At 61.7% G+C, this 24,912-nt stretch carries 24 protein-coding genes and 1 pseudogene; 5 read left to right on the forward strand and 20 right to left on the reverse strand.

What is annotated here, in order from left to right; all coding sequences use genetic code 11:
* Positions 1-43: 43 nt before the first annotated feature.
* The 4 genes from E5678_RS01500 to E5678_RS01515 form a co-directional block, all read right to left on the reverse strand.
* Positions 44-1,003 carry a TAXI family TRAP transporter solute-binding subunit gene (locus E5678_RS01500; protein ID WP_136176894.1) on the reverse strand — a complete coding sequence of 320 codons (960 nt, stop codon included), beginning with the start codon at positions 1,001-1,003 and terminating at the stop codon, positions 44-46.
* Positions 1,004-1,205: 202 nt separating this feature from the next.
* The gene (locus tag E5678_RS01505; RefSeq protein WP_247596877.1) at positions 1,206-2,525 is read right to left on the reverse strand and encodes a sigma-54 dependent transcriptional regulator; all 1,320 of its coding nucleotides are present in this window, start codon (positions 2,523-2,525) and stop codon (positions 1,206-1,208) included.
* 5 nt (positions 2,526-2,530) lie between these two features.
* Entirely contained in the window at positions 2,531-4,309 is a 1,779-nt protein-coding gene (locus tag E5678_RS01510) for an ATP-binding protein (protein WP_136176896.1), read from the reverse strand.
* 102 nt (positions 4,310-4,411) lie between these two features.
* Positions 4,412-5,371, reverse strand: a complete 960-nt coding sequence (locus E5678_RS01515; RefSeq protein ID WP_136176897.1) for a TAXI family TRAP transporter solute-binding subunit — start codon at positions 5,369-5,371, stop codon at positions 4,412-4,414.
* 148 nt (positions 5,372-5,519) lie between these two features.
* Between E5678_RS01515 and xerD the strand changes: the two genes are divergently transcribed.
* Positions 5,520-6,473: a site-specific tyrosine recombinase XerD gene (gene xerD, locus E5678_RS01520; RefSeq protein ID WP_136176898.1), complete on the forward strand. Its 954-nt coding sequence runs from the start codon at positions 5,520-5,522 to the stop codon at positions 6,471-6,473.
* Positions 6,474-6,508: 35 nt separating this feature from the next.
* Here the strand turns inward: xerD and E5678_RS01525 are convergent, their stop codons facing one another.
* The 6 genes and pseudogenes from E5678_RS01525 to E5678_RS01550 form a co-directional block, all read right to left on the reverse strand.
* Positions 6,509-7,372 (reverse strand): PA4780 family RIO1-like protein kinase, encoded by an 864-nt coding sequence (locus E5678_RS01525; RefSeq protein ID WP_136176899.1) that lies wholly within the window; start codon positions 7,370-7,372, stop codon positions 6,509-6,511.
* A gap of 28 nt (positions 7,373-7,400) precedes the next feature.
* On the reverse strand, positions 7,401-7,658 hold the full coding sequence (locus tag E5678_RS01530) for a hypothetical protein (protein ID WP_136176900.1): 258 nt from the start codon (positions 7,656-7,658) through the stop codon (positions 7,401-7,403).
* A 62-nt stretch (positions 7,659-7,720) separates the two neighbouring features.
* Positions 7,721-9,169 (reverse strand): phosphatidylserine/phosphatidylglycerophosphate/cardiolipin synthase family protein, encoded by a 1,449-nt coding sequence (locus E5678_RS01535; protein ID WP_136176901.1) that lies wholly within the window; start codon positions 9,167-9,169, stop codon positions 7,721-7,723.
* Positions 9,166-9,921 carry a tRNA-uridine aminocarboxypropyltransferase gene (locus E5678_RS01540; RefSeq protein ID WP_136176902.1) on the reverse strand — a complete coding sequence of 252 codons (756 nt, stop codon included), beginning with the start codon at positions 9,919-9,921 and terminating at the stop codon, positions 9,166-9,168. Before E5678_RS01540 ends, E5678_RS01535 begins: the two co-directional genes overlap by 4 nt.
* Positions 9,921-11,315 carry an ATP-dependent RNA helicase DbpA gene (dbpA, locus tag E5678_RS01545; protein WP_136176903.1) on the reverse strand — a complete coding sequence of 465 codons (1,395 nt, stop codon included), beginning with the start codon at positions 11,313-11,315 and terminating at the stop codon, positions 9,921-9,923. The genes E5678_RS01540 and dbpA overlap by 1 nt, the downstream gene beginning before the upstream one ends.
* Positions 11,316-11,346: 31 nt before the next feature.
* Positions 11,347-11,860, reverse strand: a pseudogene (locus E5678_RS01550) (ferritin-like domain-containing protein); the annotation flags it as partial.
* Between the two features lie 42 nt (positions 11,861-11,902).
* Here E5678_RS01550 and E5678_RS01555 point away from each other — a divergent pair.
* Complete coding sequence (locus E5678_RS01555; protein ID WP_136176904.1) at positions 11,903-12,682, forward strand: ferritin-like domain-containing protein; 780 nt, start codon at positions 11,903-11,905, stop codon at positions 12,680-12,682.
* A 127-nt stretch (positions 12,683-12,809) separates the two neighbouring features.
* Here the strand turns inward: E5678_RS01555 and E5678_RS22215 are convergent, their stop codons facing one another.
* Both E5678_RS22215 and E5678_RS22530 read right to left on the reverse strand, forming a co-directional pair.
* Complete coding sequence (locus tag E5678_RS22215) at positions 12,810-12,974, reverse strand: hypothetical protein (RefSeq protein WP_168708463.1); 165 nt, start codon at positions 12,972-12,974, stop codon at positions 12,810-12,812.
* Between the two features lie 42 nt (positions 12,975-13,016).
* Positions 13,017-13,397 carry a DUF455 family protein gene (locus tag E5678_RS22530; RefSeq protein ID WP_136176905.1) on the reverse strand — a complete coding sequence of 127 codons (381 nt, stop codon included), beginning with the start codon at positions 13,395-13,397 and terminating at the stop codon, positions 13,017-13,019.
* Positions 13,398-13,501: 104 nt separating this feature from the next.
* Between E5678_RS22530 and E5678_RS01565 the strand changes: the two genes are divergently transcribed.
* From E5678_RS01565 to E5678_RS01575, 3 genes are all read left to right on the forward strand, one after another.
* Entirely contained in the window at positions 13,502-14,026 is a 525-nt protein-coding gene (locus E5678_RS01565) for a gamma carbonic anhydrase family protein (RefSeq protein ID WP_136176906.1), read from the forward strand.
* 38 nt (positions 14,027-14,064) lie between these two features.
* The gene (locus tag E5678_RS01570) at positions 14,065-15,045 is read left to right on the forward strand and encodes an Hsp33 family molecular chaperone HslO (RefSeq protein ID WP_136176907.1); all 981 of its coding nucleotides are present in this window, start codon (positions 14,065-14,067) and stop codon (positions 15,043-15,045) included.
* A 403-nt stretch (positions 15,046-15,448) separates the two neighbouring features.
* A complete protein-coding gene (locus E5678_RS01575) occupies positions 15,449-17,332 on the forward strand; it encodes a TonB-dependent receptor (RefSeq protein ID WP_210731966.1) in 1,884 nt (627 codons plus the stop codon).
* A 147-nt stretch (positions 17,333-17,479) separates the two neighbouring features.
* Here the strand turns inward: E5678_RS01575 and E5678_RS01580 are convergent, their stop codons facing one another.
* The 8 genes from E5678_RS01580 to E5678_RS01615 form a co-directional block, all read right to left on the reverse strand.
* Positions 17,480-18,727, reverse strand: a complete 1,248-nt coding sequence (locus E5678_RS01580) for an AGE family epimerase/isomerase (protein ID WP_136176909.1) — start codon at positions 18,725-18,727, stop codon at positions 17,480-17,482.
* Positions 18,728-18,997: 270 nt separating this feature from the next.
* Complete coding sequence (locus tag E5678_RS01585) at positions 18,998-19,684, reverse strand: ATP-binding protein (protein ID WP_247596878.1); 687 nt, start codon at positions 19,682-19,684, stop codon at positions 18,998-19,000.
* Positions 19,656-19,940 (reverse strand): septum formation initiator family protein, encoded by a 285-nt coding sequence (locus E5678_RS01590; protein WP_136176911.1) that lies wholly within the window; start codon positions 19,938-19,940, stop codon positions 19,656-19,658. The genes E5678_RS01585 and E5678_RS01590 overlap by 29 nt, the downstream gene beginning before the upstream one ends.
* Before the next feature lie 75 nt (positions 19,941-20,015).
* Positions 20,016-21,299 (reverse strand): phosphopyruvate hydratase, encoded by a 1,284-nt coding sequence (gene eno, locus E5678_RS01595; protein WP_136176912.1) that lies wholly within the window; start codon positions 21,297-21,299, stop codon positions 20,016-20,018.
* Positions 21,300-21,377: 78 nt separating this feature from the next.
* On the reverse strand, positions 21,378-21,665 hold the full coding sequence (locus E5678_RS01600) for a DUF1330 domain-containing protein (RefSeq protein ID WP_136176913.1): 288 nt from the start codon (positions 21,663-21,665) through the stop codon (positions 21,378-21,380).
* 7 nt (positions 21,666-21,672) lie between these two features.
* On the reverse strand, positions 21,673-22,530 hold the full coding sequence (gene kdsA, locus E5678_RS01605; RefSeq protein WP_136176914.1) for a 3-deoxy-8-phosphooctulonate synthase: 858 nt from the start codon (positions 22,528-22,530) through the stop codon (positions 21,673-21,675).
* Between the two features lie 16 nt (positions 22,531-22,546).
* Complete coding sequence (locus E5678_RS01610; RefSeq protein WP_136176915.1) at positions 22,547-24,214, reverse strand: CTP synthase; 1,668 nt, start codon at positions 24,212-24,214, stop codon at positions 22,547-22,549.
* Positions 24,215-24,322: 108 nt separating this feature from the next.
* A complete protein-coding gene (locus tag E5678_RS01615) occupies positions 24,323-24,862 on the reverse strand; it encodes a hypothetical protein (protein WP_136176916.1) in 540 nt (179 codons plus the stop codon).
* Positions 24,863-24,912: the final 50 nt, after the last annotated feature.

Here is a 24,912-nt window from a genome sequence, read left to right on the forward strand (position 1 = left end):
GGCAGGCAAGGCGCGGACCAGTTTGCCAGTATCAGGCCGGTTCTTACTTCAGCAGGCCGATTTCTTTGTAGTATTTCGCGGCACCAGGGTGCAGCGGCACCGGCATGCCCTTGATGGCATTCTCGCGCTTGATGGCCTTGGCGGCGTTGTGCGCAGCGTACAGCGTGTCGATGTTTTCGTACATCTGCTTGGCCATCTGGTAAGCGATTTCATCGGACACACCGGAGTGGGTCACGAGGAAGTTGGGGATGGCGGCGGTGGCCACATCGGCGGTCTGGCCGGTGTAGGTGTTGGCGGGAATCACCGACACCTGGTAGGCCTCGTCACCGATCTTGGCGATGATATCGGCGGGCACCGGAATCACGACGATCTGCACCGAGGTGGCCAGATCGCGGATGGAGGACACGCCCAGACCGGCGGACTGCAATGTGGCGTCGAGCTGGCGGTTCTTCATCAGCTCAACCGACTCGCCGAAGGGCAGGTACTCGACCTTGGACAGATCGGAGTAAGCAAGGCCGGCGGCCTTGAAGATGGCGCGCGCGTTGAGCTCGGTGCCCGACTTGGCTGCGCCCACCGAGATGCGTTTGCCTTTCAGATCGGCCAAGGTCTTGATGCCCGAGTCGGCATTGGCGACGATCTGGATGTAGTTGTTGTAGGTGCCCGAGAGGCCGCGCAGCTTGTCGAGCTTCTTGGGAAAGCCGGCCTCCGGCTCACCCTTCCAGGCGTTGGAGACGGCATCGCCCAGGGCAATGGCGAGCTCCCCGCGACCGGCTTGCAGCAGGTTGAGGTTCTCGGCCGAGGCCTTGGTCACTTGCGCGGTGGCGCGCACGTTGGGAATGGTCTTGGCGTAGATCTGGGACAGTGCGACACCCATGGGGTAGTACACGCCGCTCTGGCCGCCGGTGAGCACGTTGATGAATTGCTGTTGCTGGGCCACGGCGGTGCCGGTGGCGAGCGCTGCGCCCAGGCTGAGTGTCAGGCCAATCTTGTGAATCAATCGCATGGTTTTGTCTCCTGTCTTGGAAAGGGTTGCACCACACCCGATCGTGTGTGGCGCATGGAGGGTTGCAACATGTGTGCCACCGACGCTGATGGCGCAGGGCCTTGATTCTGATGGGGCTTCAGCCCGAGTTTTGTGCGGATTTCCGCACATGCATCCTGGGTCTGTGTGGATGTTCGCACACGACACCACCTGGCGCCCGGCATTAGCGAAAGCGCGCCGGATCGATGTCGTGGCGCGCCAGCTTGTCGTAGAGCGTCTTGCGGGGTATTTTCAACTGGTCCGAGGCTTGGCTTACCTGCCCGTGGCAAGCTGCCAGCGTGTGTGTGAGCAGCTGCTTCTCAAAATCATCGACCTGTTGTGCGAGTGAGGGGGCCATGCCGGTGGCGCCGCTTGGGGCCAGTTGATCCGATTCGAGTCCCAGGCAGAGGCGGTCGGCCAGGTTCTTCAACTCACGCACATTGCCCGGCCAATCGTGCGCCATCCATTGGGCCATTTGCCGGTTTGACCAGCTGGGCGACTCGGTGCCGTAGCGCTCAGCAGAGAGGTGCAGACAATGCGCCAGCAAGTGGGGGATATCGTCGCGCCGCTCGCGCAAGGCCGGCAGTTCGATGCAGGCCACGTGCAAGCGGTAGAAAAGGTCGGCGCGAAATGAGCCGGCATGGGCGAGCGCCTTGAGATCGTCCTTGGCCGCCGCAATAAAGCGGCAGTCGATGCGCGTGGTTTGATTGCCGCCCAGCCGCTCGAACGATCTTTCCTGGAGCACGCGCAGCAGCTTGACCTGCTGGGCCATGGGCAAGCTTTCAATCTCATCCAGAAACACGGTACCGCCGTGGGCGTATTCCAGCTTGCCGATGCGCTTGCGCGTAGCGCCCGTGAAGGCACCGATCTCGTGACCAAACATCTCGCTCTCGAAAATGGCCTCGGGCAAAGCGCCGCAGTTGATGGCAACAAAGGGCCCCCCGCGTCCAGAGGCATCGTGCACGGCACGGGCGACCACTTCTTTGCCGGTGCCGGTCTCACCCCGGATCAGCAGATCCACCTGGGTGGTGGCCAGTGCCGCTATGCGGCGGCGCGCTTCCACCATGCCCGGTGTCTGGCCCACCAGCCCAAAATCTTGTTGAGGGGCCACCAGCGCCTTCAAGCGTCGGTTGTCTTGAACCAGGCGGCGTTTTTCCAGAGCCCGGCGAATGACCTCGACCAGGCGCTCCGAGGAAAACGGCTTCTCCAGGAAATCGTAGGCGCCCAGGCGCATGGCTTCCACAGCCATGCGGATGTCACCGTGGCCCGTCATGAGAATCACCGGGACCTCGGCGTCCAGCGTCTGCATGCGCCTGAGCACCTCAAAGCCGTCTTCGTCGGGCAGGCGCACATCGCTCAGCACAACGGATGGACAGGCCCGTGCAACTTGTTGCAGGGCCGCCTCGACGTTGGTGGCCTGTATGACGGCGATGTCCGCCAGTTGCAAGGCTTGTTGCGCCCCGAGCATGACGAGAGGGTCGTCTTCAATCAACAGGACGTTCATGGGGTTCATGGCGATGTGCGTGCGAGCTTCAGTTCGAAGCGTGCACCGGGGTAGGCGTTTTCAGCGCGAATGGTGCCGCCCATTTCGAGCACGATGGCGTGGGAAAGTGAGAGGCCCAGACCGAGACCTTTGCCGCTGGGTTTGGTGGTGAAGAAGGGTTCAAACAGGTGGTTCAAAACGTCTTCGCTGAGCCCGGGACCGTGATCACGGATGGTGATGGCGACGAGGGATTCGGTTGCCGAGAAACCAATCTCGATCAACCGTTCAGGCAGGTGTTCCATGGCGTCAATGCCATTGCGCAGCAGATTGACCATGACCTGCTCCAGGCGGATGGTGTCACCCCATACGCAGAGCCCGGTGGCCTGCACTTCGATGCGCGTGCCTGTTGCCTTGCGCAGGGGTTCGATCAGCATGAGTGAACTGGCCATGACCTGCTGAAGCGGCACTGAACCCAGGCGGCCGGGCTCCTTGCGAGCGAAAGCTTTGAGCTCGCCGATGATGCTGCCCATGCGGGAGCAAAGCTCTCCGATCAGTCGCAGGTTGCTGCTGGCGTTGCGGGTGTCGTCGCGGGCGAGAAAGACCGATGCATTGCCCGCGAGCGTGTGCAGGGCGGCGAGAGGTTGGGAAATCTCATGGCTGATGCTGGCGGCCATCTGGCCCAGCACGGCGAGTTTGCCTGTTTGCACCGCCACATCGTTCGCGGCTGTCAGGTCAGCGGTGCGCTCGGCGATGCGCTGGTCGAGTTCACGGACCATTTGCGCCAATTGGCGCTGGGACGTCCGGCGTTCGAGCTGTCTGCGCCGATGTTGCCAGACCAGGGCGAAACCCAGTATCACCAGCGCGAGGCTCAGGCCGGCGATCTCTGCCGCCTGCAGGGCTTGGCGCCTGGGGGCGGCGGGGTCGGAGAAATGCAGCATCTCCCATCCCAGCTTGCCCATCGCCTGCGTTTGAACCAGCACTTTGCGGCCGTCTTCGAGGGTCAGTCGGGGCGTGGCGTCGTGGGTGAGGGACGTTTCGGTGCGCGTCAAGGCGCGAGGATCGATGTCGCCGTATTGCCGGGTGCGTTGCAGCTGCTGCAGCGCAGGCGGCGGCAAGGGGCGCAGGCTGCGGTAGCGCCACGACGGCTCGGTGGTGAGAAAAATGACGCCCAGGGTATCGGCGATGGCGATCTGTTGACCCGCTTCGCGCCACTTGCTTTCGAATGCCGTGAGGTCGATTTTGATGGTCACGACTCCCACGATGCGCCCTTCGGCGTACAAGGGCGCTGCAACGAACGCACCCGGTTCCCCGGTGGTGACGCCGACACCATAAAAGAAGCCGGTTTGCCCCCGGATGGCGGATTGGAAATAAGGCCTGAAACGGTAATTTTGGCCGACGAAACTGGGGATGGATGCCCAATTGCTGGCGGCCAGCGTATGCCCCTGGGGATCGATCACATAGATCGCCGCCACGTCGCTGCGCTGCTGCGCAAACGCCAGGTACTGGTTGGCCTGGCGGGTGAGCGCAACGTCCTGCGGTGACTGCAGCAGTGCAGACAGGCTGCGCTCAGCGCCCACCAGGTAGGGCAGGTGCTCGAATTTCTCCACCGAACCGAGCAGGTCGCGCACCTGGAGCTGAAGGGTGGCGTTGGCTTCTTGCGTGTTGGTGCGCAGCGCCGCCGTGTGGAACCCGGTGTACGTCCACCAGACCACGGCCAGCCACAACCCGGCAGCCAGCAAAGCACCGATCGCGATCGCACGGCGGGGCACGGGTTCTGGGGGGGTGTCGATGGTGTGGTGGATCAAAAGAGTGTTCGGCCCAAACGTCAGCGGCCCCAGTCGATGACTGGGGCCGCTGGAGCTTCGGTACAGGGGCGCCGGAAGGCGCCCTGCGGCAGTGATGGGTTTTTACTTCAGCAGGCCGACTTCTTTGTAGTATTTCGCGGCACCAGGGTGCAGCGGCACCGGCATGCCTTTGATGGCATTTTCGCGTTTGATGGCCTTGGCGGCGTTGTGCGCAGCGTACAGCGTGTCGATGTTTTCGTACATCTGCTTGGCCATCTGGTAAGCGATTTCATCGGACACACCGGAGTGGGTCACGAGGAAGTTGGGGATGGCGGCGGTGGCCACATCGGCGGTCTGGCCGGTGTAGGTGTTGGCGGGAATCACCGACACCTGGTAGGCCTCGTCACCGATCTTGGCGATGATATCGGCGGGCACCGGAATCACGACGATCTGCACCGAGGTGGCCAGATCGCGGATGGAGGACACGCCCAGACCGGCGGACTGCAATGTGGCGTCGAGCTGGCGGTTCTTCATCAGCTCAACCGACTCGCCGAAGGGCAGGTACTCGACCTTGGACAGATCAGAGTAAGCAATGCCGGCGGCCTTGAAGACGGCACGGGCGTTGAGCTCGGTGCCCGACTTGGCTGCGCCCACCGAGATGCGTTTGCCTTTCAGGTCGGCCAAGGTCTTGATGCCCGAGTCGGCGTTGGCGACGATCTGGATGTAGTTGTTGTAGGTGCCCGAGAGGCCGCGCAATTTGTCGAGCTTCTTGGGGAAACCGGCTTCTTCTTCACCTTTCCAGGCGTTGGAGACGGCATCGCCCAGGGCAATGGCGAGCTCCCCGCGACCGGCTTGCAGCAGGTTGAGGTTCTCGGCCGATGCCTTGGTCACTTGCGCGGTGGCGCGCACGTTGGGAATGGTCTTGGCGTAGATCTGGGACAGTGCGACACCCATGGGGTAGTACACGCCGCTCTGGCCGCCGGTGAGCACGTTGATGAATTGCTGTTGCTGGGCCACGGCGGTGCCGGTGGCGAGCGCTGCGCCCAGGCTGAGGGTCAGGCCAATCTTGTGAATCAATCGCATCTTGTGTGTCTCCTGTCGAGAAATAGGCAAAAGGGCAGAATACAACAACTTGCCGTGGGCGTTGAGCCTGAGCCTTCATTGTTTCGGGCGGGTTTTCCCGGGGATGCCCTCAACAAATCCCTTTAGCACAGCCTCTTGCCGCCGCTTCATGCCTGCCTCTTCATCCTCTGACCGCTCTGCGGTTGCCAACCCTGTGCTCTTCAGCGCCAGCCAGGCGCAGGCAGAAGCCTTCACAGATGCCCTCTGGCTGGAAGAGGGGCTATCGAGGAACACGCTGGACGCGTACCGGCGCGATCTGGTGTTGTTGGGTGACTGGCTGGCGGGCCAGGGGCTCCGGCTGTCCGAGGCGCGGGAGTCCGATCTGAACGGGTACTTTGCCGCGCGCCATGCGCAAACCCGCGCCACCACAGCGAACCGGCGCCTCACGGTGTTCAAACGCTATTTTCGCTGGGCGCTGCGCGAGCGCCAGATCGAGGTGGATCCCACCTTGCGGCTGTCGGCGGCGCGCCAGCCTATGCGGGTGCCCAAGAGCTTGAGCGAGGCGCAAGTTGAGGCTTTGCTGGCGGCGCCAGACACGACAACGCCGCTGGGGCAGCGCGATCGCGCGATGTTGGAGCTGATGTACGCGAGCGGGTTGCGTGTGAGCGAACTGGTGACGCTGAAAACGTTTCATGTCGGGCACAACGAGCATGTGTTGCGCGTCATGGGCAAAGGCAACAAGGAGCGGCTGGTGCCTTTTGGTGAGGTAGCCGGGCAATGGCTGCGGCTCTGGCTGACCGAGGGGCGCCCCGATGTGCTGGCCGGGCGGCAAAGCGAAGACCTGTTTGTCACGGCCCGTGGCTCCCGGGCGGGCGAGGCCATGAGCCGTGTGATGTTCTGGAGCCTGGTGAAAAAATACGCCGCGCAGGCGGGCATCACGGCGCCGCTGTCGCCACACACGTTGCGCCACGCCTTTGCCACCCATTTGCTCAACCATGGGGCGGATCTCCGGGCTGTCCAGATGCTGCTGGGGCACGCCGACATTTCCACCACCACCATCTACACCCATGTGGCGCGAGAGCGCTTGAAAAGCATCGTTGCGTTACACCACCCCCGTGGCTGATGCCCCCCGTTGCCCTGGGTGTTGGCGTGTGGGCGTTACATCGCCATGCGCAGGCGACGCGCCGCCTCTTCGTCGCGCGCGTCGTCGATCTCTCGCATCACGCTGCCGAGGTCCACTTCGCCCGGCGCCGGCTTGTATTGGCCTGTGAGCACCGTGTCGTTTTCCAGCAGGCCGGCCTGGTACAGGCTCCAGATCTCCGGGCCATAGGCGGTGCGCTTGAGCGCAGGCGCAAACTGGCCGAAGAAGTCGCGCAGGTTGGCCACGTCGCGCAACAGCATGCGCTGGGCGTGGTTGTTGCCGGCGGCGTCCACTGCTTGTGGCAAATCGATGATCACCGGAAAATCGGTGCCGTCGTCCTCCCCTGAGTGGGCCAGCAGTATGTTGAATTCGGACAGGTCGCCGTGCACCACGCCGGCGCCCAACATGCGCACCACCTCGCCAATCAGCGTGGTGTGGTGGGCGATGGCCTGTTCCGGTGTGAACGACACATCGTTCAGGCGTGGGGCTGCGTCACCGTTGGCGTCGCTCACCAGCTCCATCAGCAGCACACCGTCAAAAAAATTGTAGGGTTTCGGTACGCGGACCCCTGCGGCGGCCAAGCGGTACAGCGCATCCACTTCGGCACTTTGCCAAGCCGCTTCCTGGGCTTGGCGCCCGAATTTGCTGCCTTTGGCCATGGCCCGTGCCTGGCGCGAATTTTTCACCTTGCGGTTTTCGGTGTAGTCCACCGCCTGGCGAAAGCTGCGGTTGTTGGCTTCTTTGTAGATCTTGGCGCAGCGCGTCTCGTCGCCACAGCGCACGACATAGACCATGGCCTCCTTGCCGCTCATGAGCTGTCGCACCACGGTGTCGATCAGGCCTTCTTCAACAAGTGATTGCAGTCGGGGTGGCGCTTTCATGCTTGTGGACCGCTGGGCTGGACGCCGTTCAACGGGCCACCACCGACCAGCCTGCGTGCAAGTTGTTTTTGTCGTTTTCGAGATCCCAGTGGGTGCCGCAGCGCTCACACTGGTATTCGGTGATCGTCACCTGGCCATGGCGGCGGGGTTCTTTGCGGTTCAGGCCCTGGGCCAGTTCGGGGTGGCCGGGCGCCTTGCGCCAATTGCGCTGGATGCCCAGGCAAGCCTCGCAAAGGGGTTTGGGGCCGGGTGTGTTGGGGGTAGCGGTGGTAGCGGATTCGGTCATGGCTGTGGTTGGGCTGGGGCGCAGGAAAAAGCGCCCGAATGCCCCGATTGTGCGCGCAAGCGCTACATCAGGAAATCGAGAAAGCTGGCCAGCGGGCTGATCGCGCGCATCAGGAACACCGATTTGTCGCTGGCCCCTTCAATCAATGCATCGACGCCGCCTGGGTGATCTGTGCCGACGATAGCCCGGGATTGCGCCAATCTGGCCGCCATGCTGGTTTTCATGGCGGAAGCGAGATCCGGGTTGCCGCGGCAAATCACGATCAGCTCGGAGTTGAGGTTGGCCGATCGGGGGTCGATATTGTAGGTTCCAACGACCACCGTGTCGTCGTCAAACACCGCCCGCTTCGCGTGTACGCCCCAGCGCGCTGAGTTGGGCGTGCGGGCCGCGCTTCGCAGTGGGTCACCTTCGTAGGCCCAGACCTCGAGTTTGGGCAGTTGCAGGCGGGCCAGTCCGTCGGCCAGGCTGGCCACTGTGTAGAAAGCGTCGGTTGATTGCAGGCTGTTGGTGAGAAAGCGCAATTGCACGCCACGGCCCACCACATCGCGAACCACGTTGGCGCCGTCATCGCGCAGCACCAGGTAGGGCGTCTCCACGGTGATCTGACGCCTGGCTTCATGGGCCAACTGGCTGATGGCCAGAAACACCTTGCGCCGCTCGACGCCAGAGCCGGGGTAGTCGGTGACAAATTCGATGTCGTTGCAGGTGGATGTGCCGTGTTCAGGGGCGTGGTGTTGAAGTGCTTGGGCAAGACCCCGCTCGGTGGGCGACGGCTGGCCCAACAGGTCTTGAACCACCGCAGCGCTGATGTCGCCCGACAGGTCTTTGGGCTGGGTGACCCATTCCGAGGCCCAGTAGAGCTCGAAGCTGTCCACGATGGAGCCGACGATGGGCCCCTCGATCAACAGATCGCTGTCGAGAAAGTTGTAGGTTGTCGAGAGGTCGAAATACTCGTCAGCCATGTTGCGCCCACCGATGATGGCTTGGGCGCGGTCTACAGCGAGCAACTTGCGGTGGGTGCGGTGCTGGGCGGCGAAGAAGCGTTGAATGCCCGCGGTGTTGTAGTAGCGAACCGCCACGCCTGCGGCCTCCAGCGTCTTGACGTACTCCGGCGCCAGCTTGAACACCGGCAGGGCAAAGTCCACCAGAATCCGCACCTTGACGCCTTCACCCGCCCTGCGGGCGAGGGCCTGGGTGATGAGGCGGCTGGCGGTGTCGATTTCGTAGATGAAAAACTCGAGTTCAATGCTCTGTTTTGCCGACTCGATCAAGCGCAGGCGCTCGGCCAAGGAGTCGAACCCCACATCCAGCAGCGCGGTTTGATGGGGCTGCGAGGAGCGGGCGGCTATGGCCTCGTGGGAGGGTGCTTTGCCCAGCCATTGCCGCTCGGTGGCTTCCTGGATGCCGAGAAAGCTCAAGGTGAACAGCGCAGGTATGCCGATCAGCAAGAACACCAGACCCCAGCCCAGCCATTTGACAACCCGCCAGGCGATTGATCGGTTCCATTTCATGGAACATCTTCCGTTGCGCCATGCTTTGGCCGTGACTGAGTCAAGCTCAGCCAGTGCTGGTAGAGCGGGTCTTGCCAATTCGGTGGCACTTGTTGCTTGGCCTGAAGGTAGTGCAGGGTGAACAGGTTCAAGTGGGCTTGCAGCAAGTGCGATGGGTGAAGGTCCCCCGACAACCCAAGGCACACGGCAGCCACCTCAGACGTGCACAGGTGGTCTTCACGGGTAGAGCGGCGCAGCCGGTAGGTCGACAGTTGCTCGGGTTGCAGGCTGAGCACAGGCAAGGCATCCAGGTAGGGGCTCTTTCGAAACATTTTTCGGGCCTCTGCCCAGGTGCCATCCAGCAAGACAAACAGCGGTCGCTTCCCGGCAACCGGGGTCGGCGTGTCTACCACGCGGTGCTGAGGCGCGTATTCGCCGGGGAACACCACATAGGGTTGCCACTTTGGATCCGTCAGCAGCTGACCCAGGGCAGGGTCCATCTCGGTGCGTGACCAGCCAAACGCCGATGTGTCTTGCACCACATCGGCGATCAGCCAGCCAGTGTTGCTGGGTTTGAGCGGTTCAATATCGCCCATGATGAGACAAACCCCCGCATGGGTGCTTTGAGGCAGGATGTGGCCACACAGACAGTGGCTGGGCGGCAAGCGGCAGGTTTCGCAACGGGTCACGCGCGAGCCACCCCGGGCCAGAAAGGGTTTGACGCTGCGCGCCAGCCGGTCTGCGCGCAAGCGAGCCACTGCGTGGAGGCGCATCAGTCTTCCAGCACCCGAACCTTCACGCTTTTACCCTTGATGCGCCCGCTGTCGAGCCGGCTGGCGGCTTGCTGCGCGATCGCGCGGTCCACGGCCACATAGGTTGACCATTCGTTGACGTTGATCTTGCCGATCTGCTCGCGGGTGTAGCCCAGGTCGGCGGTGAGCGCGCCCAGCACATCGCCGGGGCGGATCTTTTCTTTGCGGCCGCCTTGAATGTGCAGCGTGACCATGGCGGGCACCAGGGGCTCCTTGCTGGTGGGGGTGAGTTCGGACAGCGGATGCCACTCGGACTCGCGGCCTTGCAGCTGTTCGATCTTGCCCACGTAGCCCATCTCGTTCATGCTGGCCAGGTTGAGCGCCAGGCCGCTTTCACCGGCCCGGCCGGTGCGACCGATGCGGTGAACGTGCACTTCCGAATCGGGGGTGACGTCCACGTTGATCACGGCTTCGAGGTTGGCGATGTCCAGCCCCCGGGCAGCCACATCGGTGGCCACCAGCACCGAACAGCTGCGGTTGGAAAACCGCACCAGCACCTGATCGCGCTCGCGTTGTTCGAGCTCACCAAACAACGCCAAAGCGCTGAAACCCTGCGCTTGCAACACACCCACCAGATCGCGGCATTGCGCCTTGGTGTTGCAGAAAGCAATGGTGCTGGCCGGGCGGAAGTGGGCCAGCAGCTGACCCACGGCGTGCAGCCGGTCTTTGTTGCCCACTTCGTACCAGCGCTGTTCGATCTGGCCTTCGCTGTGCTGGGCCTCTACCTTGACTGTCTGAGGGTCGCGCATGAATTGCGCGCTGAGTTTGGCGATGCCTTCGGGGTAGGTCGCGGAAAAGAGCAGGGTCTGGCGCTCTTTCGGACATTGTTTGGCGACTTTGACGATGTCCTCAAAAAAGCCCATGTCGAGCATGCGGTCTGCTTCGTCGAGCACCAGGGTGTTGAGCGCATCCAGTTTCAGGCTGCCGCGCTCCAGGTGGTCCATCAACCGGCCGGGGGTGCCGACGACGATGTGGGCGCCGTGTTCCAGCGTGGCGAACTGGCCGCGCAGCGGCACACCACCACAGAGGGTGACCACTTTGATGTTGTCGTCGGCACGTGCCAGGCGGCGGATTTCGGTGGTGACCTGATCGGCCAGCTCGCGTGTGGGGCACAGCACCATGGTCTGTACCGCGAAGCGGCGCGGGTTGAGGTTGGCCAGCAAGGCCAAAGCGAAAGCGGCGGTTTTGCCGCTGCCCGTCTTGGCCTGGGCAATGATGTCCTTGCCCAGCAGGGCCAAGGGCAGGCAGGCCCCTTGAATCGGGGTCATGGCCAGGTAGCCGAGTTGTTGCAGGTTGGCCAGGGTGGCCGGGGTGAGGGGCAGGGCGGAGAAATCGGTCGGGAGAGCAGAGGTCATCCCTGATTATCGGGCGTGTTGGTGTCTGGGATCAGGTTTCCAGCAGGTGGGCCAGTTCGGCCTCGCTGAACCCTTCCGCCCGCCCGGGCCGCGTCGTTGAACGGTGGCCTGAGGCGCGGCGCGGCGTGCTGGCTGGCCAGCACCCTGTAGTGAGCCAGCGGCCCCAGGTTTTGTTCAGCGCAGAGCCCGAGGCACCAGGGGTTGCCCACGGCCACATGGCCGGTTTCATCTCGCAGGATGGTGTCGAGATTTTCCACGGCTTTCAGCGCCGCCGGGCCTGGATCAACGGGCTGGCATCGAGGCCGCGCGCCACCAGGGTGCGAGGAACCAGCGCCATGCGGGCAATGACGCTGTCTTGGTTTGATGCACATGTGCCACAGCCCATCGTGGGCTGGAAAATCACCACAGTCGTGCCCCAGCACCTGCAGCAACCCCCACAGCAAGCCAAAATGGGTGGCCTCTTCGACGGCCACGCGCAGCCAGTCCCGGTAAAAAGTGTCGGGCATGCCTTCGGCCCGCCAGACCGCATCCGGCGCCAGGTTGATGGTTGTTCATGCTGGTACACCCTGCTGTGTACGATCAAGGACATGACGACACTTCGACACGCTGCACTCATCCCCCTTTGCCTCACAGGCGCTGACGACAAAGCAAAGGCAGGGCTTGCACTTGATCTGAACTTGCCTGCAGGGGCCGACGAGCAGATTGCAGTCGAGACGCAGATACCTGGCAGGCCCTCAAAGCCTGTGCTGGTCCTTCACACCGAAGTGAAGCCTCGTTCGGTCCATACAGTCGAAGGCCGTGCCGCACTCATTCATGCCATTTGTCATATTGAGCTGAATGCTATCGATTTGGCGTGCGACATCATCTGGCGTTTCCACGGGATGCCTGATCTGTTTTACCGGCAGTGGGCACAGGTTGCCAAAGAAGAAGCCCTGCATTTCTCCTTGCTGAGGGATCATCTGCGCCAGATGGGATTCGAATACGGTGATTTTCCAGCCCATGACGGACTGTGGCGGATGGCCGAGAAGACCAAACATGACCTTCTTGCCCGACTCGCACTGGTTCCCAGAACATTGGAAGCCCGTGGCCTTGACGCCTCACCACCCATCAAGAAGAAGCTGGTCAGTGCAGGTGATATGCGAGCAGGCGAAATTTTGGACGTGATCTTGCGCGACGAGATTGGCCATGTGGCCGTAGGCAACCATTGGTATCGCTATTTGTGTGAACAACAGGGCAGGGAAGTTGTTGCTACCTATGCCGAACTGGCTGAGAAATACGATGCACCCAAGCCCCGTGGACCATTCAACTTGGAAGCTAGAAGGCTGGCTGGCTTTGATGAGGCTGAGTTGGCAGCCCTTGGAGAATGAAAGAAGGAACCTTGAAGGTTCCTTTTCCTTAGCTGGCTAAACATTGCGGGTTTTTTAATCCGATATTGGATAATCGACAATCAAGATTTTTCTTAATCGCTAGAAAAAGTATCACCGTAAGATTTTTTTAAATCGCCATAGCCAAAGCTATAGTTTTCGTCTTTTTTTCGATCCTGAGCTGTCGTTCATCTAGATAGGTAATGGCGGCAAATAAGACTCCTACGCCAGCAAGACCCGCACCCACAACTGAGGCGATACTGCCTGCAATTGATATGTTGGTAACGATGTCCATTTTTTGATTATATGTATTGCATGAATAAATTGCAATATTGTTCTAAAAAATTCTAATGGCTTTAGCAATCTGCTTGATCGCATTGAGTTCAATGTGGCAAATGAAGTGCACCAGCGCCGCCAAGCCCTCTGGGGTGAAGAGAGAACGGTGGGGAACTTCCAGGGGTGCAATCAGCGGAGGGCGCTTCGAACGTCCCGGCAAGAGAGCCCCTTCGACAACGGTGGGGGATCCCCTGGGGTCGATTCGAGCGCCTTCCCCTTCCACTACCCGGGCCTGGAGCGCATGGGTGCTGTCGACCTCGGTGCCCGGTAGCTCCAGGCACAAGGCGTGGAGGGTCCAGCGGCGTGCGCAGGCCGCGCAGACGGGCAGAAATTCGCGTCCAGGCTGACATGGAGCCAGCGGGACGGTGGTGGGCGCTTGCATCCCTACAATTCCAGGGTGGGGTCCGATATCCTTTGGCCGGTAGAGTGTCAGGCGAACACAACCCACCCCATTCCACAAACACAACCCCAAATAGGAGACATCCGATGGCACTTTATGAACTCGATGGCCTGGTTCCCCGCCTGGCCGATACCGCCTGGGTGGCCGACAATGCCCAGGTGATCGGCAATGTGGAGCTGGCCGAAGACAGCAGCATCTGGTTTGGCGTCACCGTGCGCGGGGATACCGAAATCATCACCGTAGGCAAAGGCAGCAACATCCAGGACGGCAGCGTATTGCATGCCGATGTGGGCATGCCACTCACCGTGGGCGACAACGTGACCGTGGGCCACAAGGTGATGCTGCATGGCTGCACGATCGGCGATGAGTCGTTGATCGGCATTGGCGCGGTGGTGCTCAATGGCGCGAAAATCGGGAAAAATTGCCTGGTGGGCGCGGGTGCACTGGTGACCGAGGGCAAAGAATTCCCCGATGGCTCCATGATCATCGGCAGCCCGGCCAAGGCGGTGCGCCAGCTCACGCCTGAGCAAATGGAAGGCTTGCGCATGAGTGCGCAGCACTACATCGACAACGCCCAGCGCTTCCGCCACACCTTGAAAAAGATCGACTGATCACCACCTCTTGACGTTGATTGCTCTGAAAGATCCGATTGTCCGAACTCCACAAATTCATTTTTGAAGGCAAGCCTGTGAGGGGCATGTTGGTGCGCCTGACCGATGCCTGGCAAGACATCCTGCAACGCCGTGCGCAATCGGGTGGTTACCCGGCTGCCGTCACCGAGTTGCTCGGGGAAATGACAGCGGCGGCGACGTTGATGCAATCCAACATCAAGTTCAACGGCGCTCTGGTGATGCAGATCATGGGTGACGGGCCGGTAAAGCTGGCTGTGGCCGAGGTCCAGCCCGATCTGAGTCTGCGCGCCACGGCCACCGTGACCGGCGAAGTGGCCGATGAAGCGCCTTTGTCGCACATGGTCAACGTCAACAACCAGGGCAAGTGTGCGATCACGCTGGACCCCAAGGACCGCAAGCCGGGTCAGCAGCCCTACCAGGGCGTGGTGCCGTTGTTTGGCGATCGCCATGAAAAGCTGGAAAAGCTCAGCGACGTCATCGAGCACTACATGTTGCAGAGTGAACAGCTGGACACCAAGCTCGTGCTCGCCGCCAACGACAAAATCGCGGCGGGGTTGCTGATTCAGCGCTTGCCGCTGCAAGGCGGTGCCAATCTGTCGGGCGAAGGCTCGATGGCTGGCGATGAAGACCGGATCGGTCTGAGCGAAGACTACAACCGCATCGCCATTCTGGCTTCCAGCTTGAAGCGCGAAGAGCTGCTGGAGCTGGATGCAGAGACGATCCTGCACCGCCTTTTCTGGGAAGAGGATTTGCGCCGTTTTGAGCCCCAGACGGGCGATCTGGGTCCCCGTTTTGCCTGCAGCTGCTCGCGCGAGCGGGTCGGCGGCATGCTGCGCAGCCTGGGGCGCGACGAAGTGGAATCCATCATCGCGGAGCAGGGGCAAGTGGAAGTCACTTGCGAATTCTGCGGGGCTGTGCAGCAGTTCGATCCTGTTGACGCGGCGCAGGTGTTTCTGGACGCCGAGCGGCAGCAGCCCGCCCCACCTGACGTGCATTGAGCGCGCCAGGCTTGAACAGTCGGCGCCTGCGGGCGCGGCCCCAGCCGGGGTGACGGCCGCCGGTCGCGGTTGGGTGCACGTGCCTGCAACGCACCTGTTTCGCTCGGGGTTGATACGTTCGTGCAGGAAAAGTGGTACGCTGTTTCAGGCTTGCTGCCGTCTGAGGTGGCAGGCTGAGGAGGACTCTGCGCATGGCTTTGCTGGCCCGGCGGAGTGAAGCATGCGTTTGGCCGGCCTCAAGAGTGGCCGCCAGATGTCGAAAGAGAGAGAAACGAGACATCTCTACATCTCTATGCACAAAGCTGTTCATCTGTCACATGCGTCGAGCGTTGCACGCTCTGCCGCCTGCTTGCTGTTATGCGCCGGCCTAACGGCCGCGTTTCCGGCCGGAGCCGCCACAGATGTGACCACACTGAGCCTGGAGCAGCTGCTCGACCTGACGGTGGTGGGGGCTTCCAAGTACGCGCAGAAACAAGGGGAAGTCGCTGCCGCCGTCAGCATCATCACGCGCGATGAGATTCGTGCGTTCGGGTGGCGCACCCTCGACCAGGCCCTGGCGACGCTGCCGGGCGTTTACACCACCTACGACCGCCAGTCCAGCCACCTGGGCACCCGAGGTTTCAGCGTGCCGGGGGACTTGAATACGCGCCTGCTCGTCACGATCAACGGCAATCGCGTCAACGACCTGCTTTTTGACACCGGTCCCACCGGTCGGGATTTTCCGCTCGATCTCAATCTGGTCGAACGCATCGAGTTCATTCCTGGCCCGGGCAGCGCCGTCTACGGACAGAACGCCATGTTCGGTGTGGTCAACGTGGTCACACTCACTGGCGCTGCTTTGGACGAGGGACAAATCGCGGTGGGGGTACAGCACCCCCAGGGCATGAGCGAGGGTCGAGCCACCTGGGGCAAGCGGCTTGACAACGGCCTTGATGTGCTGGTTTCTGCTTCGGGCATGCGCGCCCATGGCGAAGACCGCTTCATGGAATATGGTGCCACCGGCCTATCGGGGACAGCTCAAGGCCTGGACGGCGAACGCGACCAGGAATTTTTCGGTCGCCTGGGTTACGGGCCATGGACACTCGAACTGGTCCACGGGGACCGCCGCAAGGACGACCCCACCGGTATCTACGGATCCGATCCGCTCGTGGCCGGCCAGTACCAGGGCAACCTGTATACGCTGGCGCAGGCGCAATACGACGGCCGGTTTCGCGACGATACCCTGCAAGTGATGGGGCGCCTGTTTGTGGGGCAGAACCGTTACAGCAGCCGGTTGAACTATGGAACGCCATTCGATTTTCCGGGCGTGGGTGACTGGACCGGTGGCGAGCTCCGCCTGCTGTCCACGGCACTGAAAGGGCACAAGCTGATGCTGGGACTGGAGGTTCAGGACATCACCCGCATCGACCAGGCGGTCATTGATCCGGCTGATCCGGCCAACAACTTCCTGATCCAGAGTCCCTCCAGACGAATCGGTGTGTATGGCCAGGACGAGTGGCGCTTTGCCGATACCCTGACCGCCACGTTGGGCGTGCGCCTGGACCACAACAGCACAACCGGCGGCAACACCAGCCCCCGCGTGGCTTTGATCTGGCAGGCGGCTCCCACGACAAGCTTGAAGGCCTTGGCCGGACGTGCCCACCGGGCGCCCAACGCCAACGAACGCGACTACTACGACAACCTGGTGCTTGTGGCCAACCCTGCGCTCAAGGACGAAACCGTTGACACCATGGAGCTGGTCGCCGACCACCGAGTCAGCGACGACTTGCGCATACAAGCAGCGGCGTACCGCTGGATCATGCGAGACCAGATCGTGCCGGGTGTGGATCCGGTGAGCGGGCTGTCGCAGTTCCAGCCGGGCGGGAAGGTCTTGGCCAACGGCCTGGAGCTGTCGGCTGACAAGACCTGGTTCTGGGGTGGCCGATTGCGCGGCAGTGTGTCTTTGCAAGACGCCCGGATGGCCGATGGCGACAAGCTCGCCAACTCGCCGCAGCGCATGGTCAAGCTCAATTTTTCTGCACCCTGGCGAGCCGCCGGTGTGTCCCTGGGCTACGAATTGCAATACGACAGCCAGCGGCAGACCCTGGACAGCACCTGGCTGGGTGGCCGGGCCCTATCCAATCTTCATGTCCGCACCGACCGATGGGTCGAGGGAGTTGAATTGGGGCTGAGCGTGCAAAACCTGTTCAACAAGCGTTTCGCAGTGCCCGGTGGGACGAGCAATTGGCAGAACGCCCTTGAGCAGGATGGCCGCAGCTTGCGCCTCGAAGCGCTGGTCCGTTTCTGACGTTTTTCCGAAGCGGTCGGGCGGCTGTTGCTTTGGAGAACCACTGCGCGGTGCGGCAACAGGCCCTGTTGAAGGCCTTCCGATCACTTCGAATCCTGTGTCCGACTCCGATGTGCCTGCGGGGCCGTACCCAGGACCTGGCAAGCCTTATGCTGTTTTGGGGGACTCGGTCCGCGCTGCTTCGGCGGGAGAGGGGACACCCTGCCCCAATGCATCCAGCACATCCCAGCAAGCCCCAGCCGTGTGGTAGTCCACCTTGCCGGCCGGGCTTTTTTCATCGCTGATCTTGCTGTTGTCCGCGCGCAAGATACGCCACCAGGCGCCGTGTTCGTGGTCCACAAAGTGTTCCCAAGCGTAGGTCCAAATGCGATCGTAGATGTCCCAGTATTTGGGCTCGTTGAGCACAATGGCCAGACGGGCCGCAGCCGCGAGGGACTCGGCTTGAACCCAAAAATACTTGTCGGTATCGCAGGCGCTGCCGTCGGGCGCAAAGCCGTAGAACAGGCCGCCGTGTTCGGTGTCCCATGACTTTTCCATGGCCACATCGAAAAAATGGCGGGCACGCGCAACATGGTCTGTACGAGGGCGGCGCTCGTTGAGCAACAGCAACAGCTTGGTCCACTCGGTGAGGTGACCGGGCTGAAATCCCCAGGGACGGAAGATGTTGGACTTGTCGTCGCGGTTGTAGTCCCAGTCCACCGACCAGTCAGCGCGGTAGTGTTCCCAGATCAGGCCGTCGGCCAGCGCCGCCTGGCGGATGCAGATGTTGTCGGCCAACTGCTCGGCGCGATCGAGGTAACGCGCTTCGCCGGTGGCGTCAAAGGCCGCCAGCAAGGCTTCGCACAGGTGCATGTTGGCATTCTGACCCCGGTAGGGTTTGAGCTGCCATTGTGCGTTGGCCTCGTCGGCGTACAGCCCGTGTGCAGGCTCCCAAAACCGTTTTTCCAGCAATTCGAAGGTGGCCAGAATGCCGGCATGGGCGTTGGCAAGGCCGGCCATGTGGGCGTGCGAATGGGCGAGCAAGACAAAGGCCAGGCCATAGGCGTGGTTGGTGTCGTCCAGCACGGTTTTATGGCCATCGCGCCAGTCCAGCGACCAGGCATAGCCTCCCGATGCCGGGTCGTGGTGGACTTTGAGGAAATCAAACGCCTGCCGCAATGCCTGCAGGGCGGTCTCATCGCCGCCGCTGCGCACGGTCATGGCCATCGTGTACACAAAGCGGGTGCTGCTCACCAGGTGGCGTGTGTGGCGGTCGTAAATGCTGCCGTCGTCGCGCAGAAAATGAAACAAGCCGCCGGTGGTGTCTAAGGCCCTGGGCAGGTAAAAGCCCATGGTGTGGCGAACATGGGTGCGCAGGAACTCGGGGGAGCGGAAGTCGGGCAGGTGGGCGGGCATAAGGAATGGACGCAGGCTGGGTGGTTTGGGTGAAGCAGCGGCTGGCGCGGCCGTGTTGCGAGCGTTGGCGGTTTTCAGTTGCGGTATCGATCGGACATCCGAGGGGCGTTTGATTCCGTCAATTTGGCTTGATGGGTTTCAGCGCAAGGTGATTTTGTGTGCATCGTAGTTGAAGCCCAAAAAAGGCCAGGTGGGGCCCCCTTCAACCAGCCACAACGGGTGATTCGAAAGCCAGTTCCAGCAACCTGCATCGCTGTGGGTCAGGGTCGCTCAGAGCAGGCGGGAGAAAAGGCGGCGTTCGCATTCGGGGTCGCTGCACCGCTCGCAGGACCAGGCCGCTGCAGCGCTCTCGATCGACGGTTGTTTGGGGCTCAACGGGGGTTTCAACGCCTGTTCCACGATGCGCAAGGCTGCCTGGAGGCGGGCAGGACCCAACCCGTACACCGTGTGGAACGGCAAATCGGCGGTTTGCAGCTGATGTCTGAGAACTTCGTCTGTGCGCTCTCTGAGGGCCGGGCCATCTCGAAACAGGCCGTCGGGTACCCAGGGCACATCGAGCCCCATCAAAAGATGGAGGTCGGCATGCCGTTGCCAAGCCAGGGCCGCGGGATACAGCGAAGTGTCCTGAAAATAGAGCTCGCTGTACGCGGCGATCATCAGGGGCGTGGTGTCTGCGATGACGACCTGCACAGGGGGCTCCGAGCGCACTGCTGCGTCGACCTGATGGCCCTGTTCCCCAGCCAGCCGGGCCTGATCGGATTGGCTGGGGGCCCGACCTTGGGTTGCACACCACGTGCGCAAGTTCTCAGTGACGAGCGCCGTGGCGATGCCCTTTTTCGTCAGTGCTGTCTTCAGATCTGCGGCGAGGGTGGATTTCCCGGTGGATTCACCGCCGAGCAGCGCGATGACCAGCACCACACGCGGGAGATCAGGGCTTGCCGTGGGCAATCTGAACAAAAATCTCGTTGGGCTTCACCATGCCCAGATCCTGGCGAGCCAGCTCTTCCACCATGTCCAGTCCGTCTTTCAGGTCACGGACTTCGTTGCCGATCTGGCTGTTGCGCTGATCGGCCTCGTGGTTGCTGAGCTCCAGTTGGGCCAGTTCTTTGCGCATGTCACTGACCTGCGGCACGCTGCCCCGACCCACCCACAGCTGCGCTTGCACGATGACGAGCAGGGTGATCAGAAAGGCTGGGACGAAGCGGGACGCCATGGCTGGAGTTTAGCGCGAGCACATGTGAGGGCAAGAGGCACACGCGCTACATCAAGTCGGCGCGTGTGAAATCGATCACTTGAGGTTGTAAAACGCCGACCGACCGGGGTACACCGCGACTTCGCCCAGGTCTTCTTCGATGCGCAAGAGCTGGTTGTATTTGGCCATGCGGTCAGAGCGGCTGAGCGAGCCGGTCTTGATCTGGCCGGCGTTGGTGCCCACAGCGATGTCGGCAATGGTGCTGTCTTCGGTTTCGCCCGAGCGGTGGGAAATCACGGCGGTATAGCCCGCACGCTTGGCCATTTCGATAGCAGCGAAGGTTTCGGTCAGCGTACCAATCTGGTTGATCTTGATCAGGATCGAGTTGGCGATGCCTTTGTCGATGCCTTCTTTCAGGATCTTGGTGTTGGTGACGAACAGGTCGTCGCCCACGATTTGCACCTTCTTGCCCAAGCGGTCGGTCAGGATCTTCCAACCATCCCAGTCGCCTTCGGCCATGCCGTCTTCGATGCTGATGATCGGGTACTTGTCCACCCAGGTGGCCATCATGTCGGTCCACTCCTGGGCGGTGAGGCTGAGGCCTTCCCCGGCCAGCTCGTACTTGCCGTCTTTGTAGAACTCGGAGGCCGCGCAGTCCAGGCCCAGGGCGATTTGTTCGCCAGCCACGAACCCGGCTTTGTCGATAGCTTCCAGAATCATCTGGATCGCTGCTTCGTGGTTGGCCACGTTGGGCGCAAAGCCGCCTTCGTCGCCCACCGCGGTGCTGATGCCACGGTCATGCAAGATCTTCTTGAGCGCGTGGAACACCTCGGCGCCGTAGCGCAGCGCTTCGCGAAAGCTCGGCGCGCCGATGGGGATGATCATCAGCTCTTGCAGATCGAGGTTGTTGTTGGCGTGCTCGCCGCCGTTGATGACGTTCATCATGGGCACCGGCATTTGCACCGCGCTCATGCCGCCAAAGTAACGGTACAGCGGCAGACCGGCTTCTTCGGCCGCGGCGCGGGCCACGGCCATGGACACCGCCAGCATGGCGTTGGCGCCCAGGCGGCCTTTGTTGTCGGTGCCGTCCAGATCGATCAGCGTCTTGTCCAGGAAGGCTTGCTCGGAAGCGTCCAGACCCAGGACGGCTTCGCCGATTTCGGTGTTGATGTGTTCAACGGCTTTGAGCACGCCCTTGCCGAGGTAGCGGCTCTTGTCGCCATCGCGCAGCTCGATGGCTTCGCGCGATCCGGTGGACGCGCCCGATGGCACGGCCGCACGGCCCATGACGCCGGATTCCAGCAACACATCGCATTCCACGGTGGGGTTGCCGCGGCTGTCCAGAATTTCACGACCGACGATGTCAACAATGGCGCTCATAGTGATCCTTCAAAAAATCCAAAATAGACAAGAACAAACTGCCTCAGGACGAATACGTAAACCATCCCGGCGGATGGTTTACACGCCCTCGACCGCAAACATGCGGATGGAGCCAGCCCCTTCACGCACCTTGCGCGCCTGGGTGTAGGTTTCCGAATGGTAATAAGCCTGCGCCGCGTCAAGATCATCGAACTTCAACACCACGACTCGGCTGGGCGCCCAGTTTTCTTCCAGGGGCACCACTTTGCCGCCGCGGACCAGCACCTCGGCGCCATGCTCCTGCATGGCGCGCGAGCTCCACTCGCGGTACTGTTTCATTTGCTCTTCGTTGGTGACGGTGACTTCGGCAATGATGTAGGCAGGCATAGGAGGTTCAGGCTTGAAAGTGGTTTTCCAGGAAACCGTTTTTCTTGGTGACGGTGTCGAGCGCGAGCAAGGTTTCCAGCAAGGCTTTCATGTGTTTGAGCGGCACTGCATTGGGCCCATCGCTCATTGCCTTGGCTGGATCGGGGTGGGTTTCCATGAACAGACCCGCCACGCCCACGGCCACCGCAGCCCGCGCCAGCACCGGCACCATCTCGCGTTGCCCGCCGCTGCTCGTGCCTTGACCGCCTGGCAGCTGGACACTGTGGGTCGCATCAAACACGATGGGCGCGTTGGACTCGCGCATGATGGCCAGCGAGCGCATGTCGCTCACCAGGTTGTTGTAGCCAAAGCTGGCGCCGCGTTCGCAGGCCATGAAATTGTCTTCTTCCAGGCCCGCTTCTTTGGCCGCTGCACGCGCTTTGTCGATCACGTTTTTCATGTCGTGCGGGGCGAGAAACTGGCCCTTTTTGATGTTCACCGGCTTGCCCGACTGGGCCACAGCGCGGATGAAATCGGTCTGGCGGCACAGGAAAGCAGGGGTCTGCAAGACGTCGACCACCTGTGCGGCGGCGGCAATGTCGTCTTCGGTGTGCACGTCGGTGAGCACCGGAATCCCCAGCTCGCGTTTGACCTTGGCCAGGATTTCCAGCCCCTTTTCCCGGCCCGGGCCACGGAAGGTGGTGCCGCTGCTGCGGTTGGCCTTGTCAAAGCTGCTCTTGAAGATGAACGGGATGCCCAGGCTCGCGGTGATCTCTTTGAGCTGACCGGCCACATCCATTTGCAGTTGCTCGGATTCGATCACGCATGGGCCTGCGATCAGGAAGAAGGGCCGGTCCAGGCCGATGGGGAATCCGCAGAGCTGCATGGGTGCTGTCTTTCCTTCAGGCCACGGCCTTGAGTTTCTGTTCGCTCTTGTGGTCCAGCGCCGCACGGATGTAGGCATTGAACAGCGGATGGCCATCCCAGGGGGTGGATTTGAACTCCGGGTGGAACTGCACGCCCACGTACCAGGGGTGAACGCTCTGCGGCAACTCCACCATTTCGGTGAGGTGTTCGCGCTGCGTCAGCGCCGAGATGACCAAGCCAGCGTCACGCAGGCGGTCCAGGTAGTGTTCGTTGGCTTCGTAGCGGTGGCGGTGGCGCTCGGTGACCACGGGGCCATAAATCTGATGGGCAATGGTGCCTTCGGACACATCCGAACTCTGTGCGCCCAGGCGCATGGTGCCACCCAGATCCGAGTTGGCATTGCGTTTCTGGATCGAGCCGTCAGCGTCTTGCCATTCGTCGATCAAAGCGATCACGGGGTGGGGCGTGCTGGAGTCGAATTCGGTGCTGTTGGCGCCCTTGAGGCCCGCGACGTGGCGCGCGTATTCGATGGTCGCCACTTGCATGCCCAGGCAGATGCCCAGGTAGGCCACTTTGTTTTCCCGGGCGTACTGGGCCGCGCAAATTTTGCCTTCCACGCCCCGGGCGCCAAAGCCGCCGGGCACGAGAATGGCATCGAAACGGCCGAGTTTCTGGGCCACGTTGCCAGCATCGATGGTTTCGGAGTCCACGTACTCGATCTGCACCTTGGCATGGTTTTTCATGCCCGCATGGCGAAGCGCCTCGTTCAGCGATTTGTAGCTGTCGGACAGGTCAACGTATTTGCCCACCATGGCCACCGACACCGTGTACTGAGGGTGTTCGACTTCGTAGACCAGATCGTCCCATCGCTTGAGGTTGGCGGGTGGCGTGTTGAGGCGCAGCTTGTCGCAAATCAGGCCGTCGAGGCCTTGCTCGTGCAGCATGCGCGGCACTTTGTAGATCGTGTCCACGTCCCACATGGAGATCACGCCCCATTCGGGCACGTTGGAAAACAACGAGATCTTGGCGCGCTCTTCATCGGGCACCGGGCGGTCGGCGCGGCACAGCAGCGCGTCGGCCTGGATGCCGATGGCGCGCAGCTCTTTGGCCGTGTGCTGCGTGGGCTTGGTCTTGAGCTCGCCGGCGGCGGCCAGCCAAGGCAGGTAAGACAGGTGCAGGAACGCCGAATTGTTGGGCCCCAGGCGCAAGCTGAGCTGGCGCACGGCTTCCAGGAACGGCAGCGATTCGATGTCACCCACGGTTCCACCGATTTCCACGATGGCCACATCCACCGCTTCGGGCGTATCAACGCCTGCACCGCGCTTGATGTAATCCTGGATTTCGTTGGTGACATGGGGAATAACCTGCACGGTCTTTCCCAGGTAGTCGCCACGGCGCTCTTTTTCCAGCACCGACTGGTAGATCTTGCCAGTGGTGAAGTTGTTGGATTTCCTCATGCGCGTTTCGATGAAACGTTCATAGTGACCCAGATCGAGATCGGTCTCGGCGCCGTCGTCGGTGACGAACACCTCCCCATGCTGGAAAGGCGACATCGTGCCCGGATCCACGTTGATGTACGGGTCGAGCTTGATCAGGGTGACTTTGAGGCCGCGCGACTCTAGGAGCGCGGCCAAGGATGCTGCAGCAATGCCCTTGCCCAGAGAGGACACGACACCGCCGGTAACGAACACAAATTTGGTCATGTCTCGGGCGAGCCGGTGCTCGCAGGAGGTGGAAATGGGGATTATAAAGGGCGACCTCGCGCCAGCCGCCGTATCCCCTGCAAAGGGGGTGGCTGGTTCAGCCTCGGTTCACTGGCGGCCGCGAACTTGCAGCACGAAACTGCGGGTCAATTTCCCCTTGCCGTCGACCACCTGGGCCGTGACATTGATCTTGAAATGCTCGGGGTTGACGTTTCGGTTGTAGTAACAGTCTGGAAATCCCGAGCAGAATTGCGTGATCAAACCGGTTTCGGTGTCGATCTTGAGGTTGTTTCTCAGCTCGGTGACCGCAGCGGACGTGGCGCCAATGCCCTCGATGTCGATGGCGTAGCTCAGTGTGCTGTCGCTTTGGGCGGTCGTGGCAATGGCCCAGCGCGAGTTGAGTTTGTCGTTGGGTTTGAAGGCCGGGTTGACGGTGCCAAAGTCAGCCTCGGCGCCGGTAAAGAGGCTGCCATTGGCCCGCGATTTGTCCAATGGGAAGTAGCCGTCGTTGTCGGCAAACCAGACGTCGGCCAGCGCCTCGCCGGTGGGGTCGTTTTCGCTGCTGTCGCTGGAGCCACCGCCACATGCGGAGATCAAAGCGATTGCGCCGCCGAGCGCCAAGGACTTGAGGGAGCGGGAGAATTTCATGTGTACTTCTGGGTTGGGGCCAATGACGCTTCATTATCGATGGTACTGAC

Origin of the sequence: Hydrogenophaga sp. PAMC20947, from assembly GCF_004795855.1 — a bacterium.
Lineage (GTDB): Bacteria > Pseudomonadota > Gammaproteobacteria > Burkholderiales > Burkholderiaceae_C > Hydrogenophaga.

Coding starts and splice junctions, on each gene's coding strand:
- dbpA (WP_136176903.1), bottom strand. CDS start 11,315: ATGACCTCTGCTCTCCCGACCGATTTCTCCGCCCTGCCCCTCACCCCG.
- eno (WP_136176912.1), bottom strand. CDS start 21,299: ATGAGCGCCATTGTTGACATCGTCGGTCGTGAAATTCTGGACAGCCGC.
- E5678_RS01565 (WP_136176906.1), top strand. CDS start 13,502: ATGGCACTTTATGAACTCGATGGCCTGGTTCCCCGCCTGGCCGATACC.
- E5678_RS01610 (WP_136176915.1), bottom strand. CDS start 24,214: ATGACCAAATTTGTGTTCGTTACCGGCGGTGTCGTGTCCTCTCTGGGC.
- E5678_RS01515 (WP_136176897.1), bottom strand. CDS start 5,371: ATGCGATTGATTCACAAGATTGGCCTGACCCTCAGCCTGGGCGCAGCG.
- E5678_RS01500 (WP_136176894.1), bottom strand. CDS start 1,003: ATGCGATTGATTCACAAGATTGGCCTGACACTCAGCCTGGGCGCAGCG.
- E5678_RS01580 (WP_136176909.1), bottom strand. CDS start 18,727: ATGCCCGCCCACCTGCCCGACTTCCGCTCCCCCGAGTTCCTGCGCACC.
- E5678_RS22215 (WP_168708463.1), bottom strand. CDS start 12,974: ATGGACATCGTTACCAACATATCAATTGCAGGCAGTATCGCCTCAGTT.
- E5678_RS01590 (WP_136176911.1), bottom strand. CDS start 19,940: ATGGCGTCCCGCTTCGTCCCAGCCTTTCTGATCACCCTGCTCGTCATC.
- E5678_RS01540 (WP_136176902.1), bottom strand. CDS start 9,921: ATGCGCCTCCACGCAGTGGCTCGCTTGCGCGCAGACCGGCTGGCGCGC.
- E5678_RS22530 (WP_136176905.1), bottom strand. CDS start 13,397: ATGCAAGCGCCCACCACCGTCCCGCTGGCTCCATGTCAGCCTGGACGC.
- kdsA (WP_136176914.1), bottom strand. CDS start 22,530: ATGCAGCTCTGCGGATTCCCCATCGGCCTGGACCGGCCCTTCTTCCTG.
- E5678_RS01535 (WP_136176901.1), bottom strand. CDS start 9,169: ATGAAATGGAACCGATCAATCGCCTGGCGGGTTGTCAAATGGCTGGGC.
- E5678_RS01615 (WP_136176916.1), bottom strand. CDS start 24,862: ATGAAATTCTCCCGCTCCCTCAAGTCCTTGGCGCTCGGCGGCGCAATC.
- E5678_RS01525 (WP_136176899.1), bottom strand. CDS start 7,372: ATGAAAGCGCCACCCCGACTGCAATCACTTGTTGAAGAAGGCCTGATC.
- E5678_RS01530 (WP_136176900.1), bottom strand. CDS start 7,658: ATGACCGAATCCGCTACCACCGCTACCCCCAACACACCCGGCCCCAAA.
- xerD (WP_136176898.1), top strand. CDS start 5,520: ATGCCTGCCTCTTCATCCTCTGACCGCTCTGCGGTTGCCAACCCTGTG.
- E5678_RS01505 (WP_247596877.1), bottom strand. CDS start 2,525: ATGAACGTCCTGTTGATTGAAGACGACCCTCTCGTCATGCTCGGGGCG.
- E5678_RS01600 (WP_136176913.1), bottom strand. CDS start 21,665: ATGCCTGCCTACATCATTGCCGAAGTCACCGTCACCAACGAAGAGCAA.
- E5678_RS01555 (WP_136176904.1), top strand. CDS start 11,903: ATGACGACACTTCGACACGCTGCACTCATCCCCCTTTGCCTCACAGGC.